This window comes from Myxococcus hansupus, from assembly GCF_000280925.3.
GTDB classification, from domain to species: domain Bacteria; phylum Myxococcota; class Myxococcia; order Myxococcales; family Myxococcaceae; genus Myxococcus; species Myxococcus hansupus.
The window spans coordinates 7,636,487-7,660,432 of sequence record NZ_CP012109.1 but is presented as its reverse complement, the minus strand read 5'-3'; the positions used below and the strand labels follow the sequence as shown (position 1 = coordinate 7,660,432).

Genomic DNA, 23,946 nt, shown 5'->3' with positions numbered 1-23,946 from the left:
AGTGGAGGCATGGGGGGCGCCTGATACAGTCAGTGAATGCAACCCGCTGGTATCCGCCCCGCCGTCGTTCACCGTGCGTGGGGGGCCGTGTGTCTTCCGGCCCTCGTCCTGCTGCTCGCGCTGCCCTGGAGGGCCCACGCCGACTCCGCGCTGCGCGTGGCCGGTGCCTCCGCCAGCAACGAGGTGAAGCTGCGCACGGCGTCGGAGGACTTCCGGCACGTGCTGCGCGTGGACCTGCTGGCCGCGCCGAGCGTGGACGGCGGCGTGGATGGGGGCGTGGACGGTGAGTTGCCCGGCGGCGTGACGGTGCTGGTGGATCCGCTCCAGTCCCAGGACGGGGTGCAGGTGCCCTTGCAGGCGGTGGTGAAGGAAGCGGCGGGCGGCGGCGCCACGGCGCCCATCTCCACGCGAAGCCCCATCCACGTCGAGCTCTCGGGACGGCTCCCCGCCCCGGGTGATTACACGGGCCACGTGGTGCTGGTGCACTCGGGAGGGCGGGAGACCACCGCGCTCATCGTCACGCGCGTGCAGGCGGTGCCCGCGGTGCAGTTCGTCGCCACCTCGCCCGCGGTGACGTCGGCGGGCTGGGGCTGGAACTCCATTGATGCCACCGTGCGCCTGCCTTTCAAGGAGACCGCGGGCGTGAGCGGCGTCGTGTCGGCGCCGCAGTTGATGCAGCTCCAGCGCAAGGCGCCGGACATGGACTCCGCGCTCATCCAGCCGCGCTTCCAGAGCGTGCACTTCGCGCTGGAGGGCGGGCGGCCGGATGGCGGCAACCTGGAGGTCACGTCGCTGGATGGCGGCATCCCCGTGAGCGCGCATGGCAGCGGGGCGCTGCTGGTGAGCCTGCGGGGCCTGGAAGGGCCGGGCGAGTACACCGGCACCGTGCGGCTGGCGGTGCGCTCGGGCATGCCGGTGGAGCAGCCCTTCATCCTCTGGGTGAGCTCGCCGTGGCTGTGGGGCGCGTTGCTCATCGCGGCCGGGGCCGTGTCGTCGTTCGGCGTGCGGCTGTATTCGCAGCGCATCCGTCCGCGCGCGCTGCGGCTCCAGCGCGCCCTGGAGTTGCACCGTCGGCTTCAGCTCCTGGTGAACGGGCAGGTCGGGCGGGCGCGGGAGGTGGGGCAGGTGATGGTGGGGCAGGTGGACGCGCTCGTGTCCGAGATTCGCCGGCCCGTCCGGGGCATCGGCGTGGGGGACGACGCGCTGGCGGCGTTCGAGCCGCGCCTGCGGCTCTACGGCGCGTGGTGTGACGCCTCCCGCAAGTGGGAGGTGCTGCCGGCGGAGCTGCGTCCAGAGCAGGCCAGCCAGCTCCTGGTGGAGGTCGAAGGCGCGCTGCGCTCCGAGGAGCCCGCGGCCGAGCAGCTCGACGCCTTGCTCGTGAAGGTGCGGGAGCTGGACGTGGATGGCCTGGCGCGCGCGGGCCTGGAGGCCCAGCTCCAGGAAATCGACCGGCAGGCGCGGACGCTGATGGAGCACCACGGCGAGGACTCGCTGGGCTTCCGGCTCAAGTACGAGCTGCTGTCGCTGCTGGCGACGGTGAACAAGGCGCTGGCCCAGGGCGCGTTGGATGCCGCCCGGAAGCAGCTCGAAATCGCGCGGCGCTCGTACTTCGACATCCTCTGCGAGGAGCTGTCCGCCGCCCTGGCATCCCGCACGCCGCCCCGGGGCTTCACCGAGGAGGAGTGGGAGACCCTCACCCACCAGGTGAACACGCAGCTCGAGAAGGCGCGGGAGCGCGCGAGCACGAACGTGGATGACGCCGTCCGCATGTACCAGAGCGCCCACGCGGCCTACGTGAAGCAGCTCATCCAGGAGCTGCGCGGCGCGGTGGAGGATGCTCGACAGGTGAGCGGCTCCGAGGCGCAGACGCAGGCGCTCCAGGACGTGGAGACGCGGCTGCAGGAGGCGATGGTCCTTCTGGTGGAGCAGTCGTCCCATGAGGCCGCGGTGAAGTATGGCGAGGCGCGCATCCGGTTCGTCGCCGTCAGCCAGTCCCAGCGCACGGCGAGGAGCTTCCACCTGGAGTCGCTCGGAAGCGACGAGGGCGATGCCGCGCCAACGGGGCCCTCCGTCCCGCCGCCCTCCGCGCCCAGCGGCGGCAGTCTGCCCGCGTTGCCGGATGCGCCCGCGGGAGGGCTGGCCGCGGGGCTGGGCGACTTCGACGGCATGCCGCTGCCGTCGCCCCGTCACCTGTGGCTGGTGGAGCTGGGCGTGCTGGCGCTGCTCACCACGGTGGCGGTGGCCCTGGGACTTCAGCTCCTCAATGTCTTCTCGCCCACCTGGGGCGGCTTCGGCGCGGGCATGACGGCCTTCCTCTGGGGCTTCGGCCTGCACCAGGTGGGCAACGCCACCTTCGAGGGCATCACCGGATTGTTGACGCGCGTGGAGCGGCCGGGCGCGCCTCCGCCGGCCGCCTGAGCCTCACGCGCGGTTCAGCGCTGCCGGTCCTGGATGGTCTTCGCGGCGATGCGGTCCACCAGACCGGGAGCCACCAGCTTGAGGAACTGGGCCACGCGGGCCTTGGTGGTCATCACCACCTCGCGCTCGCGCTGGTCCATGGCCTTCAGGATGATGGCCACGCAGGTGTCCACGTCCATGTTGTCGCCCGCGCGCTCGTTGTGCTTGCTCTGCCGCACGGGCTGGCCGTCCGCGCCCAGGGCGCTGTCGCGGATGTTGGTGGCGACGAAGCCGGGGCACACCACCGTTACGTCCACGCCGGTGCCGCGCAGCTCGATGCGAAGCGAGTCGAAGAAGCCGTGCATGGCGTGTTTGCTGGCCGCGTAGCCGCTGCGGTTGGGCACGCCCGTCTTGCCCGTGAGGGACGAGACGGCCACCACCAGCCCGCGCCGGGACTTGAGGTGGGGCAGGGCGTGGTAGGTGCAGTACACCGAGCCCAGGTAGTTGATGCGCATCACCCGCTCGAAGAGGCCCAGGTCCTTCACCTCGTCCACGCGCGCGTCCATCGTCACGCCTGCGTTGTTGACGAGCACGTCGATGCCACCGAAGGCCTCCACGGCGCGGTCCACCAGGTGGTGGCACGCCTCCGCGTCGCCTACATCCGTGGGCACCACCACCGCGCGTCCGCCCGCGGTTTCACACCGCGCCTTGACCCGCTGGAGCGCCTCTTCGTTGCGCGCCGCCAACACCAGGTTGGCGCCGCGTCCGGCCAGCACCACCGCCAGTGCCTCGCCAATGCCCGCGGAAGCGCCCGTGACGACCACCGTTTTTCCTCGCATGCCGCGCATTCTGGACCCTCGCCGTCAGAGGGGCCCGGAAAAAATCCGACGGGCAGGTGACACTTCAATTCGGGGCCGGTGTTCCGTTCGCGCCAACGTGTTTTCGCGAGGGGAAAGACACCATGCCGTCCATCGCCGTACTCGCCCAGGCGCATCCCGAGCAACTGGGGTGGCTCAGCACCAAGCTCCTGAGCGTGACGCTCACCTCCGCCGAGTGGGTGCTGTGGGTGCTGGTGTGCCTGTCGGTGCTCTCCATCGCCATCATGTTGGAGCGCACGGTGTACTTCGCCCGCCACCGGCTGCCGGATTCGGAGGCGCTGGCGGTGCGGCTGGCGCGCGGTGAGTTGGACGCGGTGAAGGCCGCCATCCAAGGCCGCCAGGGCATGGAGGCCGCCATCCTGCGCGAAGGGCTGGCGTGCGCGGACCAGGGCCCGGACACCGTGGAGCAGGTGATTGCGTCCACCCTGTCGCGCGAGCGCCCGCGCTACGAGCGCTTCCTGTCGTACCTGGGCACGCTGGGCAACAACGCGCCCTTCATCGGGCTGTTCGGCACGGTGCTCGGCATCATCAAGGCCTTCCATGACCTGGGGAACATGAATGCCCAGGGCGGTGGCGGCGGCATGCAGCAGACCGTCATGGCCGGCATCTCCGAGGCGCTCGTCGCCACGGCCGTGGGGTTGGCGGTGGCGATTCCCGCCGTGGTGGCCTTCAACGTCTTCAGCCGTCAGCTCAAGACCCTCACCAGCCGCGCCAATGCGCTGGGCTACGCGCTGGTGGGCACCCTGCGCTCGGAGGCCCGTTAGTCCATGGCTGGCGGCGCGCAGGACAACGACGAGGAAATCACGGGCATCAACGTCACGCCGCTGGTGGACGTGGTGCTGGTGCTGCTCATCATCTTCATGGTGACGGCCAACTTCATCGTCCGCGAGACGGTGGAGGTGGACCTGCCCCGCGCCGCCAATGGCGGTGAGACGGTGCAGGGCCTGGTCAACGTGGTGCTGGACAAGGAGGGCAAGCTCTTCTTCGACGGCACCGAGGTGACGGAGAAGGAGCTGGAGGCCAAGGTCGTGGAGGCCATCGCCAAGGACAAGGAGACGCGCGCCATCATCAGCGCCGACCAGTCCCTGCCCTACGGCCGCGTGATGCGGCTCATCGACGTGGTGAAGGGCCAGGGCATCGCGAAGTTCGCGCTCAACATCGAGAAGGACGCAGCCCCCGCGGCCGCGGCCGCCGCGCCTTGAAGCGAGGCATCAGCGCATGAGTCAGGCGGTCCTCGACACTGCATCCACGCCGCCCGCGCACGACCGATCGTTGGTCGTGGTGGGCGTCTTCTTGTTCGTCTCGCTGGGGATTCACGTCGGCGGTTTCTGGGTGCTGGGCGAGGGCGTGGACCGTTCGCGCCCCGCGCCCGTGCGCCCGGTGGAGATGGTGATGGTGGAGGTGCGGAAGCCGCCCCCGCCGCCTCCCGAGGAGCCCAAGCCGGAGGAGCCCAAGCCCCCACCGCCCAAACCGGTGAAGCCGCCTCCGGTGAAGGTCGCGGCGGCGCCTCGGCCGCTTCCGCCTCCGCCCGTGAATGCGCCTCCGCCGCCCAACGACACGCCGCCGCCGGAGCCGTCGGCCAAGCCGCCGCCGCTCGTGGTGGGCATGACGATGTCGTCCACCACCAGCGCGGGCTCCTTCGCCGCGCCCGTGGGCAACACCGCCTACGGCCGCACGGGCAACACCGCCACAGACCCCAAGGAGGTGAAGGGCTACAGCGCGCCCAAGTACGCGCCCATCTACCAGGTGGACTCCGAGCCCACCGTGGCCTCCGAAGTGAAGATTCCCTATCCGGAGGAGGCGCGGCGTGCGGGCGTCGAGGGCACCGTCACGCTGTCCATCGCCATCGACCACGAGGGCAAGGTGTCCTCGGTGAAGATTCTCAAGGGCCCCGGCTACGGCCTCAACGAAGCCGCGCGGGACGCCATCCGCCGCTTCCGCTTCAAGCCCGCCATCAAGGGCGGCGAGCCCGTCGCCACGGAGATGAAGTACTCCTACACCTTCCTCCTCGATTGATGCCGTCACTGCCGCTGAAAGAGAGGCGGAGCGGGGGCGTGCCCGGCATGTCAGGGGCACCCCTCCCCACAGACGTCGCCGGGATTCCACCTCGCCTTCGCTCCGTCTCTCTTTCAGCGGGAGCGCGAACCCCCTCACCCGTATGCTTGCACACGCCATGTCCTCCACCTTGAAAGCCCGAGGCGCGCTCGCCGCCGCATCGCTCCTGCTGGCGGTGCCCGTGCACGCGCAGGCGCCACAGTCCGGCGCACCTCCCGCGGATGCGGCCGCGCCGGCGCAGGCCCAGCCCACCATCACCAAGCCGCCCGAGCTGGTGCAGCAGGTGGAGGCGCAATATCCGTCCGAAGCGCTGGCGCAGGGGCTCACCGCGTCGGTGAAGCTCATCATCACCATCGCGGATGACGGCTCGGTGGCGGAGGTACTGCCCACCGAGCCCGTGGGCAATGGCTTCGACGAGGCGGCGATGGCGGCCGTGCGTCAGTTCCGCTTCTCTCCCGCCGAGGTCGACGGCGTGCCCGCCGCGGTGCAGGTGGAGTACGTCTATCACTTCACCCTGAGCGCGCCGGAGCCGGAGGAGGGCGCGTCGGAAGCGGAGGCCGCGCAGCCGAAGGCCGTTCTCACCGGCCAGCTCATCTCGCGCGGCAGCCGCTCGCGCGTGCCCAACGCCACGGTGCGCTGCGGTGACGACCCGGATGCGCCCGAGGTGATGTCCGACGAGGACGGCCGCTTCACGCTGGAGGTGCCCGCGGGCGTCTGTGAAGTGCGCGTGGTGGCCACCGGCTTCCAGCTCTACCAGACGAAGGAGGAGCTGCGGCCGAACGAGACGACGGAGGTGAACTTCTACCTCGCGCCGTCGGGCGGCGGCCTGGAGACGGTGATTCGCTCCGAGCGGCCGAAGAAGGAGGTCGTGCGCCGCACCATCACCCGTGAGGAGGCGCAGAAGACGCCGGGCTCCTTCGGTGACCCCATCCGCGTCATCCAGTCGCTGCCCGGCGTGGCGCGCGCGCCCTTCATCTCCGGCGAGTTGTTGGTCCGTGGCTCGAACCCGGGCCAGACGGCGACGATGATGGACGGGGTTGAAATCCCCCTCCTGTTCCACCTCCTCGGCGGCCCCTCGGTGGTCAACGCCGAGTTCATCGACCAGCTCGACTTCTACCCGGGCGGCTACGGCAGCCAGTACGGCCGCGCGGTGGGCGGCATCGTCGAGGTGGGCACGCGCAAGGGCGCCTCGGACACGCTGCACGGCTCGGTGAAGGTGGACCTGCTGGACGCGGGCTTCTTCCTGGAGAGCCCGATTACGGACGGCATCAGCGTGGCCGCGGCCGCGCGCCGTTCGTACATCGACACGATTCTGCCCGCCGTCCTCCCCCAGACGGAGGGGGGCACGCTCTCCGTGGTGCCGCGCTATTGGGACTACCAGGTGCGCGTGGACTTCGGCGCGAAGCGGAGCACGCCGAACGATGAGCCGGAGGTGACGGCGAATGGCGCGCGCAGCTCCGGCTACATCATGGCCTTCGGCAGCGATGACCAGCTTCGCATCGTGTCCACCGGCCCCGAGACGGAGCGCGACCTGGAGCTGGACACGCGCACGAACTTCCACCGCGTGAAGGGCGACTGGACCTACCGCAAGGGCAACATGTGGTCCGTGTTCACGCCCTTCGTCGGCCTGGACCGCAGCAACATCGACTTCGGCCTCGCGCGGCAGGAGGGCAGGACGTACACGTTGGGCGCCCGCGAGGTGCTCGGCATCGAGCTGTCCTCCATGCTCACCGTGCGCACCGGTCTGGACCTCGTCTTCGAGCACGAGAGCTACGACGTGGCGTTCCCCGCGCCGCGCGGCATCGAGTACGTGCCCTTCCCCGGAGCCGAGCCGGTGGGCCAGCAGTTGGAGGAGCAGATTGCCCTGAGCGCCTTCGACGGCGCGCTCTTCCTGGAAGCCGACCTGCAGTTGGGGCGCTTCACCTTCACGCCGGGCGTGCGCGGCAACCTCCAGTCGGTGGGCAACACGCGGAACCTGGCGTTGGACCCGCGGTTGTGGGTCCGTTACACGGCCACCTCGCGCACCAACCTCAAGGGCTCGGTGGGTCTGTACAGCCAGCCGCCGGAGACGTTCCGTTTCATCACGATGCCGTACGGCAACCCGAACCTCTCCTACCAGCGCGCCTTCCAGAGCAGCCTCGGCGTGGAGCACCGCTTCACCGACGCGTTCAACGTGGACGTCACCGGCTTCTTCAACCGCCGCTTCAACAACGTGGTGGCGCCCGGCCAACTGGTCACCAACGAGGGCGGCGGTGTCTTCACGCAGCCGTACTCCAACGACGGCATCGGCCGCGCGTACGGCGTCGAGGTGATGGTGAAGAAGGAGCGGACCTCCGCCACGGACAAGTGGTCCGGCTGGCTGTCGTACACCTTCAGCCGCGCCGAGGACGGCCGCGCGGGGCCCCGGCCCCAGGGCGGAGGACTCTTTGGCGGTGGCGGCGCCGTGCCCGACGATTCGACGTATGGCCTCAGCCCCTGGGACCAGACGCACATCCTCACGCTGGTGGCCAGCTACGTGCTGGGCAACGGCTGGGAGCTGGGCGGACGCTTCCGCTACACCAGCGGCCGGCCCATGACGCCGCTGGCGGGCGGCGCCGACGTGTACGACGCGGACCGCAACCGCTTCAACGCGACGTTCGGCCCCTACTTCTCCGCGCGCACCGGCGGCTTCCACCAACTGGACGTGCGCTTGGACAAGAGCTTCCAGTTCCAGAACTGGACGCTCACGGCGTATCTCGACGTGCAGAACCTCTACAACGCGAAGAACGTCGAATTCGTCTTCAATGATTACCGGTTCCGTCGCGAGTACGAGGTGCCGGGCATTCCCATCCTCCCCGTGGTGGGTGTGAAAGGAAGCTTCTGATGAAGGCCCTGCTCAAGTACGGCGGCCTCGCGTTGTTGCTGGGCGCCACCGCGTGCGTCGATGTGGAGGACCAGCCTTCGCGCGTGCATGACTTCCGCGTGCTCGGCATCGCCACGGAGCCACCGGAGCTGATGGCGTCCGCGTGTGAAATCACGCCGCAGACGCTGGATGAACTCTCCGAGGAGGTGACGTACCGCACCTTGCTGGTGGACCCGAAGGGGGAGGGCCGTCCCATCCAGTACGCGCTGTGGGCCTGCGCGGACACCGAGGACCGGCGGTGTGAGAACGCGGCCAACCGGGTGCTGCTGTCGGAGGGCTCCACCCTGGCGGGCGAGCTGGCGGTCAACGTTCGTCCTGGCGCATCCACGCTGGCGGAGGACGTGCCGCTGCTCCAGCGCGTCCAGGAGCTGGACCCGTACCGGGGCCTGGGCGGCCTGCGCATGCCGCTGGTGCTGCGCGTGCAGGCGGGCGACGAGGTGGTGTACGCGCAGAAGCTGATGGTCTTCTGGTGCCCGGCGGTGGAGGGCATGCAGGTCAACGTGCAGCCGCGCATCCCGGGCCTGCGCGTGGACGACGTGGCCTGGCCCGAGGACACGCCGCTGGAGCTGCGAGGCCCGGGGCCCTTCGTGGTGACGTCCGACGACGTGACGGGGCTTCAGGAGACCTACGTGGTGCCCGGCCTGCGGCTGGAGGCGGTGACGCTGCGCGAGAGCTGGGAGATGTCGTGGCACACGACGCTGGGCGAGTTCGCGCCGCAGGAGACGGGCGGCTCGACGTTCGGCGGGCAGGAAGGCCGGCACCGCACGGAGTGGGAGCCGCCGTCGGGTGCCCAGGCACAAGAGGTGACGTTCTGGGTGGTGGTGCGCGACGGCCGGGGTGGCAGCTCCTGGGTGGTGCGCCGCGCCCTCTGGAGTCCTTGAGCCGGGCTCGCGCCGGGACATCAGTCGAGATATGCCGAGGGGGCACACGTGGGGCTGGCCGGGCCTGACGCGTGGGGCGGGACGCGGATGATGGGACGCACCACTGCGGGAGGATGGGTCCGCCTGGCGGGGCTGCTGGCGGCCGTGTGCCTGGGCGTCTGGGGGCAGGCGTCCGCCGCGGCCACGCAGCCGGTGGCGGAGCCCGCGGTGACGCTGCGCCGCTTCGCGCTCCTCGTGGGCTCCAGTGAGGGCGGCGAGGGCCGTGAGCGGCTGCGCTACGCGGGCTCGGATGCGCTCGCCATGTCACGCGTGCTGGAGGAGCTGGGCGGCGTGGCGGTGGCGGACCGCGTGTTGCTGCTGGAGGCGGACCGCAAGGGGCTGCTCGCGGCGCTGGAGCGGATGCGGGTGCTGGTGGAGACCGCGAACGCGGAGGGCGTGCGCAGCGAGCTGGTGCTCTACTACTCGGGGCATTCGGATGAAGACGGCCTGCTGCCGCGCGGTGAGCGGCTGTCCTACGACGCGCTGAAGCAGGGCCTGCGCGCGGTGCCCGTGGACGTGCGCATCGCGATTCTGGATTCGTGTGGCTCCGGCGGGCTGACGCGCTTCAAGGGCGGCGTGCACCGGCCCGGCTTCCTCACGGATGCGTCGTCCCAGGTGCGAGGCCACGCGTACCTGGCCTCCAGCTCGGCGAATGAAGTGGCGCAGGAGTCGGACAGCATCGGCGCGTCCTTCTTCACGCACTTCCTGGTGACGGGGCTGCGCGGCGCAGCGGACTCCAGCGGCGATGGCCGCGTCACGTTGCACGAGGCCTACCAGTTCGCCTTCCATGAAACGTTGGCGCGCACGGAGCGCTCGCAAGGGGGGCCGCAGCACGCCGCCTACGACATCCAGCTCGCGGGCAGTGGCGACCTGGTGCTGACGGACCTGCGCAGCTCCCGCGTGCGCCTCACCGTGGCGGAGGACGTGCAGGGGCGCCTCTTCGTGCGGGACTGGGGCAACCAGCTCGTCGCCGAGCTGCAGAAGCCCGCGGGCCGGCGTCTGGCGTTGGGGCTGGAGGCGGGGCGTTACCATGTGGTGCTGGAGCGGCCCTCGCAGCGCCTCGAGGCGGAGCTGACGGTGTCTCCGAAGGGCGGCTCGGAGCTGCGCGCCGAGCACTTCGTGCCCGTGACGTTGACGCGCACGGCGGCGCGGGGTGGCACGGGCGTGCGGGCGGAGGCGCTGTCCACGGGAGAGCCGGTGGCGCGGTTGGAGGTGCCCTCCGTGCCCTTGAACCTGTCGCTGGTGCCGCCGCTGGCCACGGGCTCGCTCAAGGGCGGGGGTGGGCGCAACCACCTGGCGTTGGGCGTGCTGGGCGTGCGCTCGGTGCAGCTCCAGGGGCTGGGCGCCTCCGCGGGCGTGGGCTGGGTGGATGGGACGGTGGAGGGGTTCCAGGTGTCTGGCGTGGCGAACGTGGCGGGCGGAGAGATTTTCGGACTCCAGACGGCGTTCGGCGGGAACCTCGCGTTCGGCGGCGGGACGGGCGGGCAGGTCTCCGCCGTCTTCAACATGACCGAGCGCGATTTCAAGGGCTTCCAGGTGAGCATCACCGCGAACCGCGCCGCGTCGAGCCTCCAGGGCTTCCAGGCGGCCGCGGGCATCAACCTGGCGGAGCGGCTCGCGGGCGCGCAGGTGGGGCTCATCAACATCTCCGGCGACGTCACGGGCGCGCAGGTGGGCCTCATCAACGTGGCGGCCGACGTGCGCGGCGTGCAGTTGGGCCTCATCAACATCGCCGATGACGTGTCGGTGCCCCTGGGGCTGCTGAGCATCGTCCGCAAGGGGCGCTTCGTGCTCGAGCTGTCCGCCGACGATGTGATGCCTTTGTCGGTGGGCATCAAGTACGGGAGCCGGACGGTGTACGTGCTGGCCACCACGGGCGTGGGCATCGGCGAGGACTCGCTGCGCACCTTCCTCAACCTGGGATTGGGGGTGCACTTCCCGTTGGACATGGCGGACCGCTACTCGCTGGACGTGGACCTGTCATACGGGAGCTGGCAGCCGAACTTCTATGGCTCGGGCCCCAAGAACACCCTGTTCCGGATGCGCGCCACGCTGGGCTGGGAGCTGCGCCGCCGCTTCGCGCTCTTCGGCGGTGTGTCCCTCAACGCGTATGACCCTTCGTCCCAGGACGAGGACCGGAACGTGAGCTGGTTGCCGCAGTGGAAGCTCGGCAAGGGGCCCGGCGGCATCCGCATGTGGCCGGGCCTGCTGCTGGGCGTGCGCATCTGACAGTCGGCGGCGTGGCCGGGCGGGGCATACGCGCTTCGCGGCGATGCCGCCCGACACCGCTTGCCTCAGCGGTCAGGAGACGGATGCTTCTTGGCCCGGTTCAAGGCGACGTGCGCGCGCCAATCTCAGGGAATCGCTCGTAGGCTTGCTTGAGCGCTTCCAGGTGGGCCGGGTCTTCCAAGTCGAGCGGCGCTTCCGTGAGCTGCACGACCCAGCCGCCCGTCTCCGTACGGCGCGCCCGAGAGAGCAGGTCGGCATCGCGAGCCGCGTCTGGAAACCCGATGGCCCGCGCGGCGGCGGCCGACCAGTAGTTCAGCCATCCGAGATAGTAGGGAATCTCTGGCGCGCGGACGCGATCGAAGAGCTTCAGTGCGGGCAGACCCCGGCGTGGGGCTGGTGGCCCTTCCAGCGTGGGCGCTATCTGGTGCGCGATGTCCAGGGCGGCGTCATCCGGTGTGGCATGTCCCCAAAAGGCGTGAGCGCCCTCCGCCACGGCTTCAATCATGGCCTTCGCTGCCGCGCGGACGGCCGCGTCCAGCGGCAACTTCGCGTGGATTTGGAGCTGTGGCTGGCCGCGAGGGCTCGCAGATGCGGAGCGTCGCATCCCGGAGACGGTCACGGGGTAGCTCGCGTCGCCGTTGCACAGGAGTGGGAACCGTCCGCGTGTTGCGGCGTCGGCGAGCCATGCCGCGCGGTGCGGTAACTCGATGGGCTGTCCTCCATCGCCTACTTCCCATTCCAGGCGCAAGCCAGGCAGCGCCTGTTCCATGCCCCGGACGATGGCGAGTGTGCGGCCATCAGATCCCACGAGGTTTGGCGCATAGGCGGTCAGAATCAGGCGCTGTGGCGTGGTCATCGTGTGCATCCCGTGACGACGATTCTAAGGCTGGGGTCTTGTTCCAGGAGTGCTTCTTGGTGCGCGGCACTGCTCACCCCGACAGCGAAGCCATAGCCACACGCTGCCGCCACGTCACGGTCCTCCTGGAACTCTAGCACCTGGTTCTCGACCACCCGAACCCGCAGGAAGTCACTGTACGTTTCAAACTGGTAGATCTTGATTTCCCAGAGGACGCGCGCGCCAACCTGCAGTGCATCAAAACGCTTGCCGTTCACGAGTACGTCGTTGCCGGGATACCGGTTCGGCGGAAACGTATCGGCGCACTCGTTGTGTTTGTCGTCCCCACCACGGTGAGGCACCGGAACCGGTTCGCAACGGGCGTGGCGCGGCCGGTCCACGGTCGCAGGCGGAATCGGAGGCTGCCAGTCCTGCCCTGCTGGCTCAGGTTCTCGTGTGGGCTTGCGTTGCGCTTGCGCTTCCTGGGGGAGTGCCTTCGTGCCTCTCGTGGCTCCTGCTTCCTCGGGGGCAAGGTGGCGCAGCTCATACGCCTTCAGTTCCTCCTTGATGGCGACGGCGACCACCATCACGCCAAGGACGATGACTGCTCCCACGACGATTTCAGGAGCCATCAGCACGCAAAGCCCGACGCCGACGGCAGCGGCGCCCGCTGAGGCAACCGCGCAGCTTCCCGTCGTGTCGTGAAATTCGACCCGGTCGTGGTCGAGGGCTCGATAGCATCGCTCCACGAGAATGGGCCAGGGTTGGCTGGCTTCCTGGACAACACAGTGCCCGCCATCCCGCCAGGGCAGCGTCGCTGCTCGCTGCAGGTTGGCAACCCTCCGATTGCGTACTGCTGGCGCTTTCGGGATGGGCTCCGTCGCAGCGCAGGCCGAGAAGATGAGCAGAAGAAAGACGGCACCGCACATCCGGAAGCGCATGGCCATGTCCTCTCAGCAAAGGTGAGGGCTTCAGTCTTTCGACTCAAGCGCATATCACCATCCGCCAATGACATATGTGCCCGGCGCCACCCGTTCCGGTCTGCCCGCGACGCTGGACATGGGCGCCAGCGCCGCCGTCGATGCGCGCGGCTGGCGAGTCCTTCAGATTCAGCCAGCGCTCAGCGCATCACCCATGCGAGCACTTCCTTCGGCGCGTCCACATGGACGAAGTGGCCGGCCTCCGGGAGATGTTCCACCGGGCAGCCCGCGGCCACCATGCGCTCCACGTCCGCGTCCGTCACGTACTTGGACCGGTCACCCCGGAGGCAGCGCGTGGGGGGACCGTCCTTGCGCTCCACCGCCGCCCATAGGTCCGTGCCATTCACGCGCGAGTGCAGCTCCGCCAGCGCCTGCCGGTCGAAGCGCCACTGCACGCCGCTGTCCGTCGTCACCAGGTTCATCAGCAGCCAGTCCGACAGCGGCTCCGACAACCCTCGCCCCGTGAGCTCCGCGCGCATCGCCCGGCGGTTCTCCGCCCGGGCCGGTGCCTGGAGCAGGATGCCCAGCACCTTCCCGCTCTCCGACAAGTCACCCGGGACGGGCCCCGGCGCGATGTCCAACAGCGACACCCTGCGGACCGCCTCCGGGACATGCAGGCTCGCCGCGAGCGACACGCGGCCGCCCAGGGAGTGCCCCACCCAATCGAACGCACCGTCGAAGCCCTGCGCCCGCGCGGTGTCCACCACGTCACGGGCCATGCTGTAGAGGTCCGAATTCGACTGCGGTGCGGGGGACGTGCCGTGGCCGGTGAGGTCCGGCAGCAGGAGGCGCCGGCTCGGGTCCGCCGCGCTCCACGCCGCCGCGAGCGAGCGCAGGTTGCGCCCCGTACCCAGGAATCCGTGCAGCATCACCGTGGGCACATCGCCCTCACCCACCAGGAAGCTCTCGAGGACCATGCGATTCGTGCCTTTCTCTCCGCCCCGTTCGCCTTGACGCGGGGCGGGCCGTGCCGCTTCATACCTTGAACGCCCTGCCTGACGAGGTCTTCCGCGTGCCTACCGTTTCCCTGTTGCTCTTCGTGCTCGCCGCCGCTCCCGCGAACACCGCTCCCGCGGACCCCAAGGCCGCGGTCACCGCCGTACTGGACGACTGGCACCAGGCCGCTGCCGCGGCGGATGAGGCGCGCTACTTCGGCCACTTCACCGACGACGCCGTCTACCTGGGCACCGACGCCACCGAGCGCTGGACGCGCGATGAGTTCCGCGCCTGGGCCAAGCCGTACTTCGCCAAGGGCAAGGCCTGGAACTTCAAGGCGGTGTCGCGTCACATCACGTTCTCGAAGGATGGCGCGGTGGCCTGGTTCGATGAGGCGCTGGACACGGCCAACATGGGCCCCGCCCGTGGCAGCGGCGTGCTCGTGAAGGAGGCCAGCGCCTGGAAGATTGCCCAGTACAACCTGTCCATCCCCATCCCCAACGATGTGCTGCCGGACGTGCAGCGGCGCATCGAGCGGTACCTCGGACGCGCCAGGAAGACGCCGGTGGGGAAGGTGCCTCCCGCCCGAGTGCCCGCGCAGGATACGCCGCCCACGCAGGCGCCGAAGCAGACGCAGTAACGGACGCAGGGGAAGAGGATGGAAGTGAGGTGGCCACGGTCCATGGGTTCGGACCTGGGTCGTGGCCCTCACTCCCGCTCCTCAAAGCGCCACGTCGTGAAAGATGGGGCGGGGCGAGCGCGCTGACCAGCGTGCCCCCTGCGCAGCCTGTCCAGCGGACGAGAAGGCACCCCCTTCGTTGCGCTCGTGCTGGTGCGTGCCGGTGGCGGGGCGGGTCCCCAGCCTTAATCCTGGCATCGCAGCTCCAGGAGGGTTCCGCCCATGCCCAGCAATCACGGCGTCGTCTACCTCGGCCCTGGAAAGGTCGAGGTGAAGTCCATCGATTACCCGAAGTTGGCCAACCCGAAGGGAAAGCCCATCGAACACGGCGTCATCCTCAAGGTGGTCTCCACGAACATCTGCGGCTCGGACCAGCACATGGTGCGAGGAAGGACGACGGCGCCCAAGGGGCTGGTGCTCGGGCACGAAATCACCGGTGAAATCGTCGAGAAGGGAAAGGACGTCGAGTTCCTGAACGTCGGTGACCTCGTCACCGTGCCCTTCAACGTCGCCTGTGGCCGCTGCCGCACCTGCCGCGAGCAGCAGACGGGCGTCTGCCTCAACGTCAACGAGGGGCGCGCGGGCGGCGCCTACGGTTACGTGGACATGGGCGGCTGGGTGGGCGGACAGGCGGAATACGTCATGGTGCCCTACGCGGACTTCAACCTCATCCGCTTCCCCGACAAGGCCCAGGCGATGGAGAAGATTCTCGACCTGACCATGCTGTCGGACATCCTGCCCACGGGCTTCCACGGCGCCGTCATGGCGGGCGTGGGCGTGGGCTCCACCGTGTATGTCGCGGGCGCGGGGCCGGTGGGGCTCGCGGCGGCGGCGTCCGCGCACGTGCTGGGCGCGGCGGTGGTGATGGTGGGGGACATGAACAAGGAGCGGCTCGCGCACGCGAAGTCCGTGGGCTTCGAGCCCATTGACCTCACGAAGAGCGACAAGCTGGAGGAGCTGATCGCCGCCGTGGTGGGCGTGCCGGAGGTGGATGCCTCCGTGGACGCGGTGGGCTTCGAGGCGCGAGGCCATGGCGCGCAGCACTCGACCGAGGCTCCCGCCACGGTGCTCAACTCGCTGATGGCGGTGACGCGGGCCGCGGGCGCCATTGGCATTCCCGGGTTGTATGTGACGGAGGACCCGGGCTCGAAGGACGAGGCGGCGCAGCACGGCAACCTGCGCATGCGCTTCGGCCTGGGCTGGGCCAAGTCGCATCGGTTCTACACGGGCCAGACACCGGTGCTGCGTTACAACCGCCAGTTGATGCAGGCCATCCTCCACGGCCGGCTGCCCATCGCGAAGGTGGTCAACGCGACGGTCATCTCCCTGGACGAGGCGCCGCGCGGCTACCACGAGTTCGACACGGGCGTGGCGCGCAAGTTCGTCATCGACCCGAACGGGATGCTGAAGAAGAAAGCCGCGTGACACGGGTGGCTGGCTCGGAGTCTCCCGCGGGTCGCGCACAGGCGGTAGGCTCCGGCCACCATGCTGGGCCATGACAACGGAATGGAGTGGGCGCTCGCGTTGGGCGCGTTCGCTGGCGCCATGGCGCTCATCGCCGCCGTCATCCTGCGACGGGCGCGTCGAACGCGGGTGAACGTGTGGACGCAGGGACAGCGGGCCCGGGCGCGCCTGGTGAAGGCCGAGCCTGGCGTTCGGGACCGCAACCGCGAGCCCACCACCCTCATGACGTTCCAGGTCGACGACCTGGAGAGCGGCACGCCGTGGCTGCTGGTGCAGCAGCGAACCCTGCGGCCCGAGCATGCCCGACGACTGGTGCCCGGAATGGAACTGGAGATTCGATACCTTCCGGAGGCGCGCTACTCGGCCGTCGTCATCCCGATGTTCGACGAAGAGGAATCGCCGTAACCCGGGGTCGGGGCAGTCAACTTCCGGAGGCTCCGGCCGATAATCCGGAGACCAGGGCAGTCTGCCCTGGGGCATGCCCCCCGAGCCCCCATGTCCAAGGTTTCCAGGCCCGTTCCGTCCGCCCCGAGGCTCCCCATTCGCGCGGAGAGCGACACGGCTCGTCGCTCCACGGGTGACGCGGCGCGACAGTCATCGAACGCCCTCCGGAATCCCTACCAGGCCCTGGATGGGCTCGACCTCGCGAAGGCGGTCGCCCGGCGCCCCATGTCCCTGGATGGCACCGCGTCCGCCCAGTCGGTGGCGGCGAAGGCGGGCCGTGATGGCTCCGGCAAGAAGACCATCCGGGTGGAGACGGGCGTCACCCAGGGGCCGTTTGGCGTGTCGGTGCGCCACCACATCGAAATCAGCGTGAAGCCGCTGGACCTGGGCATTCCTCCCGAGAAGCTCCAGGCCGAGTTGGACCGCGCGGTGGCGGAGAAGCGCGCGGACGACGAGAAGGCCTACGGGGATGACCTGAGGGCCTCGGGCCACGGCTCCTTCAAGGAGTGGTCGCAGGCCAAGGGCTACTACGGCTCGCCGGCGCACGTCGCGTGGGCGGAGGCCGCCAGCGCTCGCACCGGTGGCCAGATTCCCGCGAGTTGGTGGATGGAGTTCGACCCCTTCGGGGGCACCGCGGGCAATGGCCCTCACATCCTGCCGGGAGGCGAGTACCCGTCGCCCATCAGCACCATCGCCATGGCGCACGACACCGATTGGAGCCTGGGTCGCCACTTCGGCGTGGGGCCCTTGAGCCAGCTCAAGGACGCGCCCGACGTCGAGCACCTCGGCCCCCTGGGCCTGGATCCGCGCCTGGGCGGGGACCTCTACATCGTCGGTCACGCCGACTGGGACGTGAATTACGGCAGCACGCTGAAACTCCCCTGAGGCGAGCGCCTCGCGGTGTCTCGTCCGCGTGAACTCCTCCCCTGAGGCAAGTGCCTCGCGGAGTCTCGCCCGCGTGAACTCCTCCCCCTGAGGCAAGTGCCTCGCGGAGTCTCGCCCGCGTGAACTCCTCCTGCTGAGGCAAGTGCCTCGCGGTGTCTCGCCCGCGTGAACTCCTCGTGGCTTCGTTCGGGAAGCGTTGCGGGTGTCGGGTGCGCCGGGCACAACGCCGCGGCGGTCAACGGTCGCACTCCGCGCCGGTTGTCCGTTCGCCGGAGGGGCAATGTCCCGCACATGGAGCATCGTGGTGTCGGCCGTGTGGCTCGCGGCCTGTAGCGCGCAGGTTCCCGAAGCGGATGAAGCACGGGACGCCTCGCCACCGCACGAAGCGGTGAGCCGGGAGACCTCCTGGGAAGGCGAGCTGGAGGTCGTCGTCGTGGACCCTCCCGCTCCCGTGGCGTCCTGGGAGGAGTACTTCGTGACGGAGGGGCGCCAGCGCCGTCAGGTGGTGTTCGAACACGGCGCGCCCGCGGGGCTGCGCAGCGGCCAGCGGGTGAAGGTGCAGGGCCGCGAGAAACACGGTCAGCTCGTCGCCCAGGGCGCGGACGTGGACACGCATGCCGCGGCCTCGCTGAACACCTGTGGGCCGCTCGGCGTGCAGCGCAGCCTGGTCATCCTGGCGGAGTTCCCCGGCATGCCTCGGCCTGGCCTCACGTCGCAGGCCGTTCACGACATGTTCTTCTCCACCACGCGTCGCTCGCTGGCGGACTACTGGAGCGAGGTGTCCGAGGGCCGCACCACCACCACCGGCGACGTGGTGGGCTGGTACACGCTGGACCGCGCCTACTCGTGCAGCGAGACCTCGGCCATGCGCGATGCCGCGGTGCAGGCGGTGGACGCGGACGTGGACTTCACACAGTACGACCGCATCTTCATCGTCCACCCCATGCCCCAGGAGGGCTGCCGGTATTCAGGGCAGGCCACGCTGTCGTGCGGCTCCGTGCAGACGCAGGACGGGGCCGTGACGGCCTCCACCGCCTGGCTGGTGGCGGAGGCCCTGACGCCGCATGACAGGGCCGTGGAGCTGGTGACGCACGAGGCGGGGCACAACCTGTCGCTGCACCACGCGAGCACCCGTGACTTCGGCACGGAGGCGCTGGGCCTGCCGGGAACCCAGGGCGCGCTCGATGAGTACGGCGATGTCTTCTCGACGATGGGCCGGTGGAACCTGGGCCACTACGCGGCGCCGCAGAAGGCGCGCATCGGCTGGCTGGCGGCGTCCTCCGTGGCCGAGGTGGACGGGGTGGACGGCACCTTCACCCTCGCGCCGGTGGTGGCCTCCGGAGGGCTGAAGGCGCTCAAGGTGCGGCGGCGGCCCGGGAGCTCGGATTGGCTGTGGCTGGAGTACCGCCAACCCATGGGCGTCTATGAATCGACGTTGGGGAGCCAGGTGTTCGGCGGTGCGCTCGTGCACTACGTCGACGCGGTGACGATGGACGGCTCACACCTGTTGGACTTCACGCCGCAGACGCCGTCGTGGACGGACCCGGCCCTGCTGCCGGGCGCGACGTGGGACGACCCCTACAGCACCCTCTCCGTGACGGTGGACGCCGCGACCTCGGTGGGCCTCACCGTGAGCATCGCGTACCGGCAGGCGGCCTGTGTCCGCGCGCCACACGAGGTGCAGGTGACGTCCCTGGCCCCCACGGATTGGCCCGGGGGCCGGCCGGAGTTCGAGGTCCTCCTCATCAACCGCGACTCGCCGTCCTGCGCGCCGTCCACCTTCCAGCTCGCGACCCTTCTGCCGCAGGGTTGGGGCTCCGACCGGGTGCCCACGCAGCGCACGGTCGCCGCGTCGTCCTCGGTGTACCTGGGGCTCCAGACGTACACGCCCTACACCACGGTGCCCGGGACGTACTCGGTGGGGCTCAGCGCCACGCGGGATGGGCACACGGTGCAGGGCACGGCGTCCATCGACATCCTCGCGCGATGTGTCCTCGCGCCGCCCACGGTGACGGTGTCTCCGCAATCCGTGACAGCGGCGCCGGGCACGGACGTCACCTGGACGGTGTCCGTGACGAACAACGACGCGGGTGGCTGTGATTGGGTCTGGTACGACTTTTATTCCAGCCTGCCCGCACGCTGGGACACGGACTGGTCCGACTGGGGTGTGAATCTGCCTCCGGGCGGCGCCTTCACCTTCACGATGACCAAGTCGATTCCGTCCACCGCGCGTGGCAGCCACACGGTGGACCTGTCCATCGTCAAGGACGAGTACGGCACCGTGTGGAGTGACACCTTCACGGTGGACGTGGCCGAGCCCCTGACGCGCGCTCGCTGAACGCGCTGGTTCGCTCGCGGCGCGGGTGCCGCCGCGAGCGTTCCATGTCGCCGTGCTTCAGGATGCCCGGGCGCCGGTGCGCTCCCGCCACGCGGAGAGGATGTGTTCGGCCACGGCGTCCACGCCCACGTCCTTGGTGACCTGGGTGAAGACGAAGGGCCCCGTCCCGCGCATCTTCCTCGAGTCGCGGTCCATGACGCCCAGGTCCGCGCCCACGAAGGGCGCCAGGTCCGTCTTGTTGATGACCAGCAGGTCGGACTGGGTGATGCCGGGGCCGCCCTTGCGCGGCACCTTGTCCCCGCCGGCCACGTCGATGACGTAGACGGTGTAATCCGCCAGCTCGCGGCTGTACTGCGCCGCCAGGTTGTCGCCGCCGCTCTCCACGATGAGCAGCTCCGGGGCCAGCGTCTCCATGAGCTGCTCCAGCGCGAGCAGGTTGTGGCTGATGTCCTCGCGGATGGCCGCGTGAGGGCAGCCGCCCGTCTCCACCGCCTTGATGCGCTCCGGAGCGAGCGCCTGGTTGCGGACGAGGAACTCCGCGTCCTCCTGGGTGAAGATGTCGTTGGTGACGACGCCCAGGCGGTGGCGCTCGCGGAGCTTGCGGCACAGCGCCAGCACCAGCGCCGTCTTGCCGCTGCCGACCGGTCCGCCAATGCCAATGGTGAAAGCGCGCGCTTTGTAGTCGCGCCGCTGGGGCTCCTCGCGCTCGTGGTAGTGGCCCGGGTGGTCCCACTCCTCGTGCTCGTGGTCATGGTCGTCATCGTGTCCGTGGCCGCGGTGGTCGTCGTGCATGTGCGCTTCACCTCAGGACTGAAAGAGTCGCGAATAGAGCCGGTCGTGCGTGGATCCGAGCAGGTCCAGCAGGGGAGAGGGCTGTGCCAGGTCCTCGGGGCCCAGCTCCGAGCACCGCGCCAGCACGTCATCCAGCAGGGCCGAGGCCTGATGCTGGAGTTGATGGGATTCATGCGTGCCCGCGACGCCCAGCCGCACCGCCGCGGACAGCGCGCCCCTCAAGGTGAGGGACAGGAAGAGCTGCTGTGCGTCGTCCAGCGAGACGTCCAGCGCGTGCAGCACCGCGCCGAACAGGGGCGCGTGGTGGAAGCGCAGTCCCGCGGCGCGGGCCGCTTCACGCACGGGCGCCACGGGCCCGGGGAAGATGCGTGCGCAGGTGTCCAGGAAGGCGCGGCCCTGTGTCCGGCTGGCGCGGTTGGCCACGTGGCTGGAGAGGAAGGCCTCCGCGCGGGCGTCCAGCGTGGGCAGCGACGAGGGCTCGCGGTGCGCGGCGCTCAGCAGCGGCAGCGCGCCATGGCCCGTCTGCCACATCAAGTCCCGGACGAAGCGCCGCAGCTCCCCGGCGCCCCGCACCTCGCCCTGTTGCACCGCGGCCTCCAGCCCTCCGGAGTGCGCGAAGCCTCCGGTGGGAAAGCCCGAGTCCGCCAGTTGCAGCACCCGCCACGGTGAGCCCATGCCGCGTGTCCTCAGAACAGCGAGTAGAGCTGGGCCAGGGGGAGACGCTTCGCGGGCTCGCAGCGCAGCAGCTCGCCGTCCGCGCGGACCTCGTACGTCTCCGGGTCCACGGTGATGGCGGGCATCGCGTCGTTGAGCTTCATGTCCTTCTTGCCCAGGTCGCGGCAGTGGCTCACGGCGACCAGCCGCTTGGTGAGGCCCAGCGCCTTCACCGTGCCCTCCGCGTAGGCGCGGCCGGAGATGAAGGCCACGCTGGTGGCGCCCAGCGCGCGGCCCCGGGCGCCGAACATGGGCCGCATCATGTAGGGCTGCGGCGTGGGGATGGAGGCGTTGGCGTCTCCCATCTGCGCCCAGGCGATGAAGCCGCCCTTCACCACCAGCTCCGGCTTGATGCCGAAGAAGGCCGGGTTCCACAGCACCAGGTCCGCCAGCTTGCCCACCTCCACGGAGCCCACCTCGTGGGACATGCCGTGGGCGATGGCGGGGTTGATGGTGTACTTCGCCAGGTAGCGCCGGATGCGGAGGTTGTCGTTGTCGCCGCGCTCCTCCGGCAGCCGGCCGCGCTGCTCGCGCATCTTGTGGGCCGTCTGCCACGTGCGGCAGATGACCTCGCCCACGCGGCCCATGGCCTGACTGTCCGACGCCATGATGCTGATGGCGCCCAGGTCATGAAGGATGTCCTCCGCGGCGATGGTCTCCCCGCGGATGCGGCTCTCCGCGAAGGCCACGTCCTCGGGAATCTCCCGGTCCAGGTGGTGACACACCATGAGCATGTCCAGGTGCTCGTCCAGCGTGTTCACCGTGTACGGGCGCGTGGGGTTCGTCGAGCTGGGCAGCACGTTGGGCTCGCCACACACGCGGATGATGTCCGGGGCGTGTCCGCCGCCCGCGCCCTCGGAGTGATACGTGTGGATGGTGCGGCCCTTGAACGCGGCCAGCGAGTCATCCACATAACCCGACTCGTTGAGCGTATCCGTGTGGATGGTGACCTGGACGTCCTCGCCCTCCGCCAGCGTGAGGCAGGTGTCGATGGCGGCGGGCGTGGTGCCCCAGTCCTCGTGCAGCTTCAGGCCAATGGCGCCCGCGCGAATCTGCTCCACCAATCCCTGCGGCAGGGACGTGTTGCCCTTGCCGGTGAGGCCGATGTTGAGCGGAATCGTGTCGGTGGCCTCCAGCATCCGGTGGAGGTTCCACGCGCCCGGGGTGCAGGTGGTGGCCTTGGTGCCCGTGGCGGGCCCGGTGCCGCCGCCCACCCAGGTCGTCACGCCGCTGGCCAGCGCCTCGTCCGCCTGCTGCGGGCAGATGAAGTGGATGTGCGTGTCCAGCCCGCCCGCGGTGACGATGAGGCCCTCGCCCGCGATGGCCTCGGTGGTGACGCCCACCACCATGCCCGGCGTCACCCCGGCCATGACGTCCGGGTTGCCCGCCTTGCCAATGCCGGCGATGCGGCCGCCCTTGATGCCGATGTCCGCCTTGTAGATGCCCGTCCAGTCGAGGATGAGCGCGTTGGTGATGACGCAGTCGAGCGCGTCGTCGTCGCCCACGCCCGCCTGCTGCCCCATGCCTTCGCGCAGCACCTTGCCGCCGCCGAACTTGCACTCGTCGCCGTAGACGGTGGCGTCGCGCTCCACCTCCGCCCAGAGCCCCGTGTCACCCAGCCGCACCCGGTCACCCGTGGTGGGGCCGAACATGTCCGCGTAGTGGCGGCGGTCCATCTTCCGGCTCATGAGCGCTCCTCCTCGTGACCGAAGCCCTGGGCGCGCACCGCTTCCAGCGCGCGCTCGCGGCCCTCCGGCGTCACCTTCCCGCTGCCCAGCGCGTTGCCGCCGCGCACCACCGCGTCACCGGCGATGGCGACGAGCTGCACCGTCTTCTGCTCACCCGGCTCGAAGCGCACCGCCGTGCCCGCGGGGATGTTCAGGCGGCGGCCGTAGGCCCGCGCGCGGTCGAACACCAACGCGCGGTTGGTTTCGAAGAAGGGGTAGTGGCTGCCCACCTGGATGGGCCTGTCGCCCCGGTGGGTGACGCGGATGGTGACGGTGTCGCGCCCGTCGTTGAGGACCACCTCGCCCGGCTGCACGCGCACCTCGCCGGGACGGCCTTCGGGCGGCGGTGCGGAGGCGGCGGCGAAGCGCTCCAGCGGGGGCACGGGCAGGAAGCTGCCGTACAGCGCCAGCGCCAGGTCGCCGTGCTCGGCCACCACCGGGTGGTGCACCGTCACCAGCTTGGAGCCGTCCGGGAAGGTGCCCTCCACCTGCACCTCCGCCAGCATCTCCGGCACGCCGTCCATCACCTGCGCGCGCCCCAGCAACTGACGCCCCAGGTCCATCAGCTCGGCCACGCCCTTGCCGTCGCGGATGAATTCGAGGAGCTGGGTGGCGATGAGCGCCACCGTCTCCGGGTAGTTCAGCCTCACCCCGCGCGCGAGGCGCTTTTGAGCGAGGAAGCCCGCCTGGTGCAGCAGCAGCTTGTCGACGTCGCGAGGGGAGAGGTGCACCGCGCCAGACTAGCGCGCTGCGTCAACGACTTCCAAGGTG

Annotated in this window: 20 protein-coding genes; 12 read left to right on the top strand and 8 right to left on the bottom strand. The window is 69.9% G+C overall.

Translation table 11 applies throughout. The features are described from left to right. Nucleotides 1-36 precede the first annotated feature (36 nt). A complete protein-coding gene (locus A176_RS29935; protein WP_044891097.1) occupies nucleotides 37-2,418 on the top strand; it encodes an AAA family ATPase in 2,382 nt (793 codons plus the stop codon). A 14-nt stretch (nucleotides 2,419-2,432) separates the two neighbouring features. Here A176_RS29935 and A176_RS29930 read toward each other — a convergent pair whose 3' ends face one another. Then, nucleotides 2,433-3,245, bottom strand: a complete 813-nt coding sequence (locus tag A176_RS29930; RefSeq protein ID WP_044891098.1) for an SDR family oxidoreductase — start codon at nucleotides 3,243-3,245, stop codon at nucleotides 2,433-2,435. A gap of 113 nt (nucleotides 3,246-3,358) precedes the next feature. Between A176_RS29930 and A176_RS29925 the strand changes: the two genes are divergently transcribed. From A176_RS29925 to A176_RS40915, 6 genes are all read left to right on the top strand, one after another. Beyond that, the gene (locus A176_RS29925; protein WP_002638783.1) at nucleotides 3,359-4,039 is read left to right on the top strand and encodes a MotA/TolQ/ExbB proton channel family protein; all 681 of its coding nucleotides are present in this window, start codon (nucleotides 3,359-3,361) and stop codon (nucleotides 4,037-4,039) included. A gap of 3 nt (nucleotides 4,040-4,042) precedes the next feature. Next, on the top strand, nucleotides 4,043-4,477 hold the full coding sequence (locus A176_RS29920; protein WP_049872407.1) for an ExbD/TolR family protein: 435 nt from the start codon (nucleotides 4,043-4,045) through the stop codon (nucleotides 4,475-4,477). A gap of 16 nt (nucleotides 4,478-4,493) precedes the next feature. Continuing rightward, entirely contained in the window at nucleotides 4,494-5,291 is a 798-nt protein-coding gene (locus A176_RS29915) for an energy transducer TonB (protein ID WP_044889267.1), read from the top strand. A gap of 142 nt (nucleotides 5,292-5,433) precedes the next feature. Continuing rightward, nucleotides 5,434-8,193 (top strand): TonB family protein, encoded by a 2,760-nt coding sequence (locus A176_RS29910; protein ID WP_002635565.1) that lies wholly within the window; start codon nucleotides 5,434-5,436, stop codon nucleotides 8,191-8,193. Beyond that, nucleotides 8,193-9,113 carry a hypothetical protein gene (locus A176_RS29905; protein ID WP_002635566.1) on the top strand — a complete coding sequence of 307 codons (921 nt, stop codon included), beginning with the start codon at nucleotides 8,193-8,195 and terminating at the stop codon, nucleotides 9,111-9,113. Before A176_RS29910 ends, A176_RS29905 begins: the two co-directional genes overlap by 1 nt. Nucleotides 9,114-9,200: 87 nt before the next feature. After that, a complete protein-coding gene (locus A176_RS40915; RefSeq protein WP_002635567.1) occupies nucleotides 9,201-11,381 on the top strand; it encodes a caspase family protein in 2,181 nt (726 codons plus the stop codon). A gap of 100 nt (nucleotides 11,382-11,481) precedes the next feature. Here A176_RS40915 and A176_RS29895 read toward each other — a convergent pair whose 3' ends face one another. The 3 genes from A176_RS29895 to A176_RS29880 form a co-directional block, all read right to left on the bottom strand. Next, nucleotides 11,482-12,237 carry a DUF5953 family protein gene (locus tag A176_RS29895; protein ID WP_044889432.1) on the bottom strand — a complete coding sequence of 252 codons (756 nt, stop codon included), beginning with the start codon at nucleotides 12,235-12,237 and terminating at the stop codon, nucleotides 11,482-11,484. Then, complete coding sequence (locus A176_RS38360) at nucleotides 12,234-13,157, bottom strand: DUF6310 domain-containing protein (protein ID WP_082282950.1); 924 nt, start codon at nucleotides 13,155-13,157, stop codon at nucleotides 12,234-12,236. The genes A176_RS29895 and A176_RS38360 overlap by 4 nt, the downstream gene beginning before the upstream one ends. Nucleotides 13,158-13,336: 179 nt before the next feature. After that, entirely contained in the window at nucleotides 13,337-14,113 is a 777-nt protein-coding gene (locus A176_RS29880) for an alpha/beta fold hydrolase (protein ID WP_002635570.1), read from the bottom strand. A 50-nt stretch (nucleotides 14,114-14,163) separates the two neighbouring features. Between A176_RS29880 and A176_RS29875 the strand changes: the two genes are divergently transcribed. The 5 genes from A176_RS29875 (at nucleotide 14,164) to A176_RS29855 (ending at nucleotide 19,942) form a co-directional block, all read left to right on the top strand. After that, a complete protein-coding gene (locus A176_RS29875) occupies nucleotides 14,164-14,772 on the top strand; it encodes a nuclear transport factor 2 family protein (RefSeq protein WP_002635571.1) in 609 nt (202 codons plus the stop codon). A 261-nt stretch (nucleotides 14,773-15,033) separates the two neighbouring features. Continuing rightward, nucleotides 15,034-16,236: a formaldehyde dehydrogenase, glutathione-independent gene (gene fdhA / locus A176_RS29870; RefSeq protein ID WP_002635573.1), complete on the top strand. Its 1,203-nt coding sequence runs from the start codon at nucleotides 15,034-15,036 to the stop codon at nucleotides 16,234-16,236. A 60-nt stretch (nucleotides 16,237-16,296) separates the two neighbouring features. Next, nucleotides 16,297-16,680: a hypothetical protein gene (locus tag A176_RS29865; RefSeq protein WP_002635574.1), complete on the top strand. Its 384-nt coding sequence runs from the start codon at nucleotides 16,297-16,299 to the stop codon at nucleotides 16,678-16,680. 90 nt (nucleotides 16,681-16,770) lie between these two features. Beyond that, nucleotides 16,771-17,604: a hypothetical protein gene (locus A176_RS29860; RefSeq protein ID WP_002635575.1), complete on the top strand. Its 834-nt coding sequence runs from the start codon at nucleotides 16,771-16,773 to the stop codon at nucleotides 17,602-17,604. Between the two features lie 280 nt (nucleotides 17,605-17,884). Further along, nucleotides 17,885-19,942 (top strand): hypothetical protein, encoded by a 2,058-nt coding sequence (locus A176_RS29855; RefSeq protein WP_002635576.1) that lies wholly within the window; start codon nucleotides 17,885-17,887, stop codon nucleotides 19,940-19,942. A gap of 57 nt (nucleotides 19,943-19,999) precedes the next feature. Here the strand turns inward: A176_RS29855 and ureG are convergent, their stop codons facing one another. Genes ureG through ureA form a run of 4 tightly spaced genes read right to left on the bottom strand, consistent with a single transcriptional unit; the run spans nucleotide 20,000 to nucleotide 23,906 of the window. Continuing rightward, nucleotides 20,000-20,734, bottom strand: coding sequence for an urease accessory protein UreG (ureG, locus tag A176_RS29850; RefSeq protein ID WP_002635577.1), 735 nt, complete (start codon nucleotides 20,732-20,734; stop codon nucleotides 20,000-20,002). A 12-nt stretch (nucleotides 20,735-20,746) separates the two neighbouring features. Then, nucleotides 20,747-21,409, bottom strand: coding sequence for an urease accessory protein UreF (locus A176_RS29845; RefSeq protein ID WP_002635578.1), 663 nt, complete (start codon nucleotides 21,407-21,409; stop codon nucleotides 20,747-20,749). An 11-nt stretch (nucleotides 21,410-21,420) separates the two neighbouring features. After that, complete coding sequence (gene ureC / locus A176_RS29840) at nucleotides 21,421-23,136, bottom strand: urease subunit alpha (RefSeq protein WP_002635579.1); 1,716 nt, start codon at nucleotides 23,134-23,136, stop codon at nucleotides 21,421-21,423. Then, nucleotides 23,133-23,906 carry an urease subunit gamma gene (gene ureA, locus A176_RS29835; protein ID WP_002635580.1) on the bottom strand — a complete coding sequence of 258 codons (774 nt, stop codon included), beginning with the start codon at nucleotides 23,904-23,906 and terminating at the stop codon, nucleotides 23,133-23,135. The genes ureC and ureA overlap by 4 nt, the downstream gene beginning before the upstream one ends. Nucleotides 23,907-23,946 lie beyond the last annotated feature (40 nt).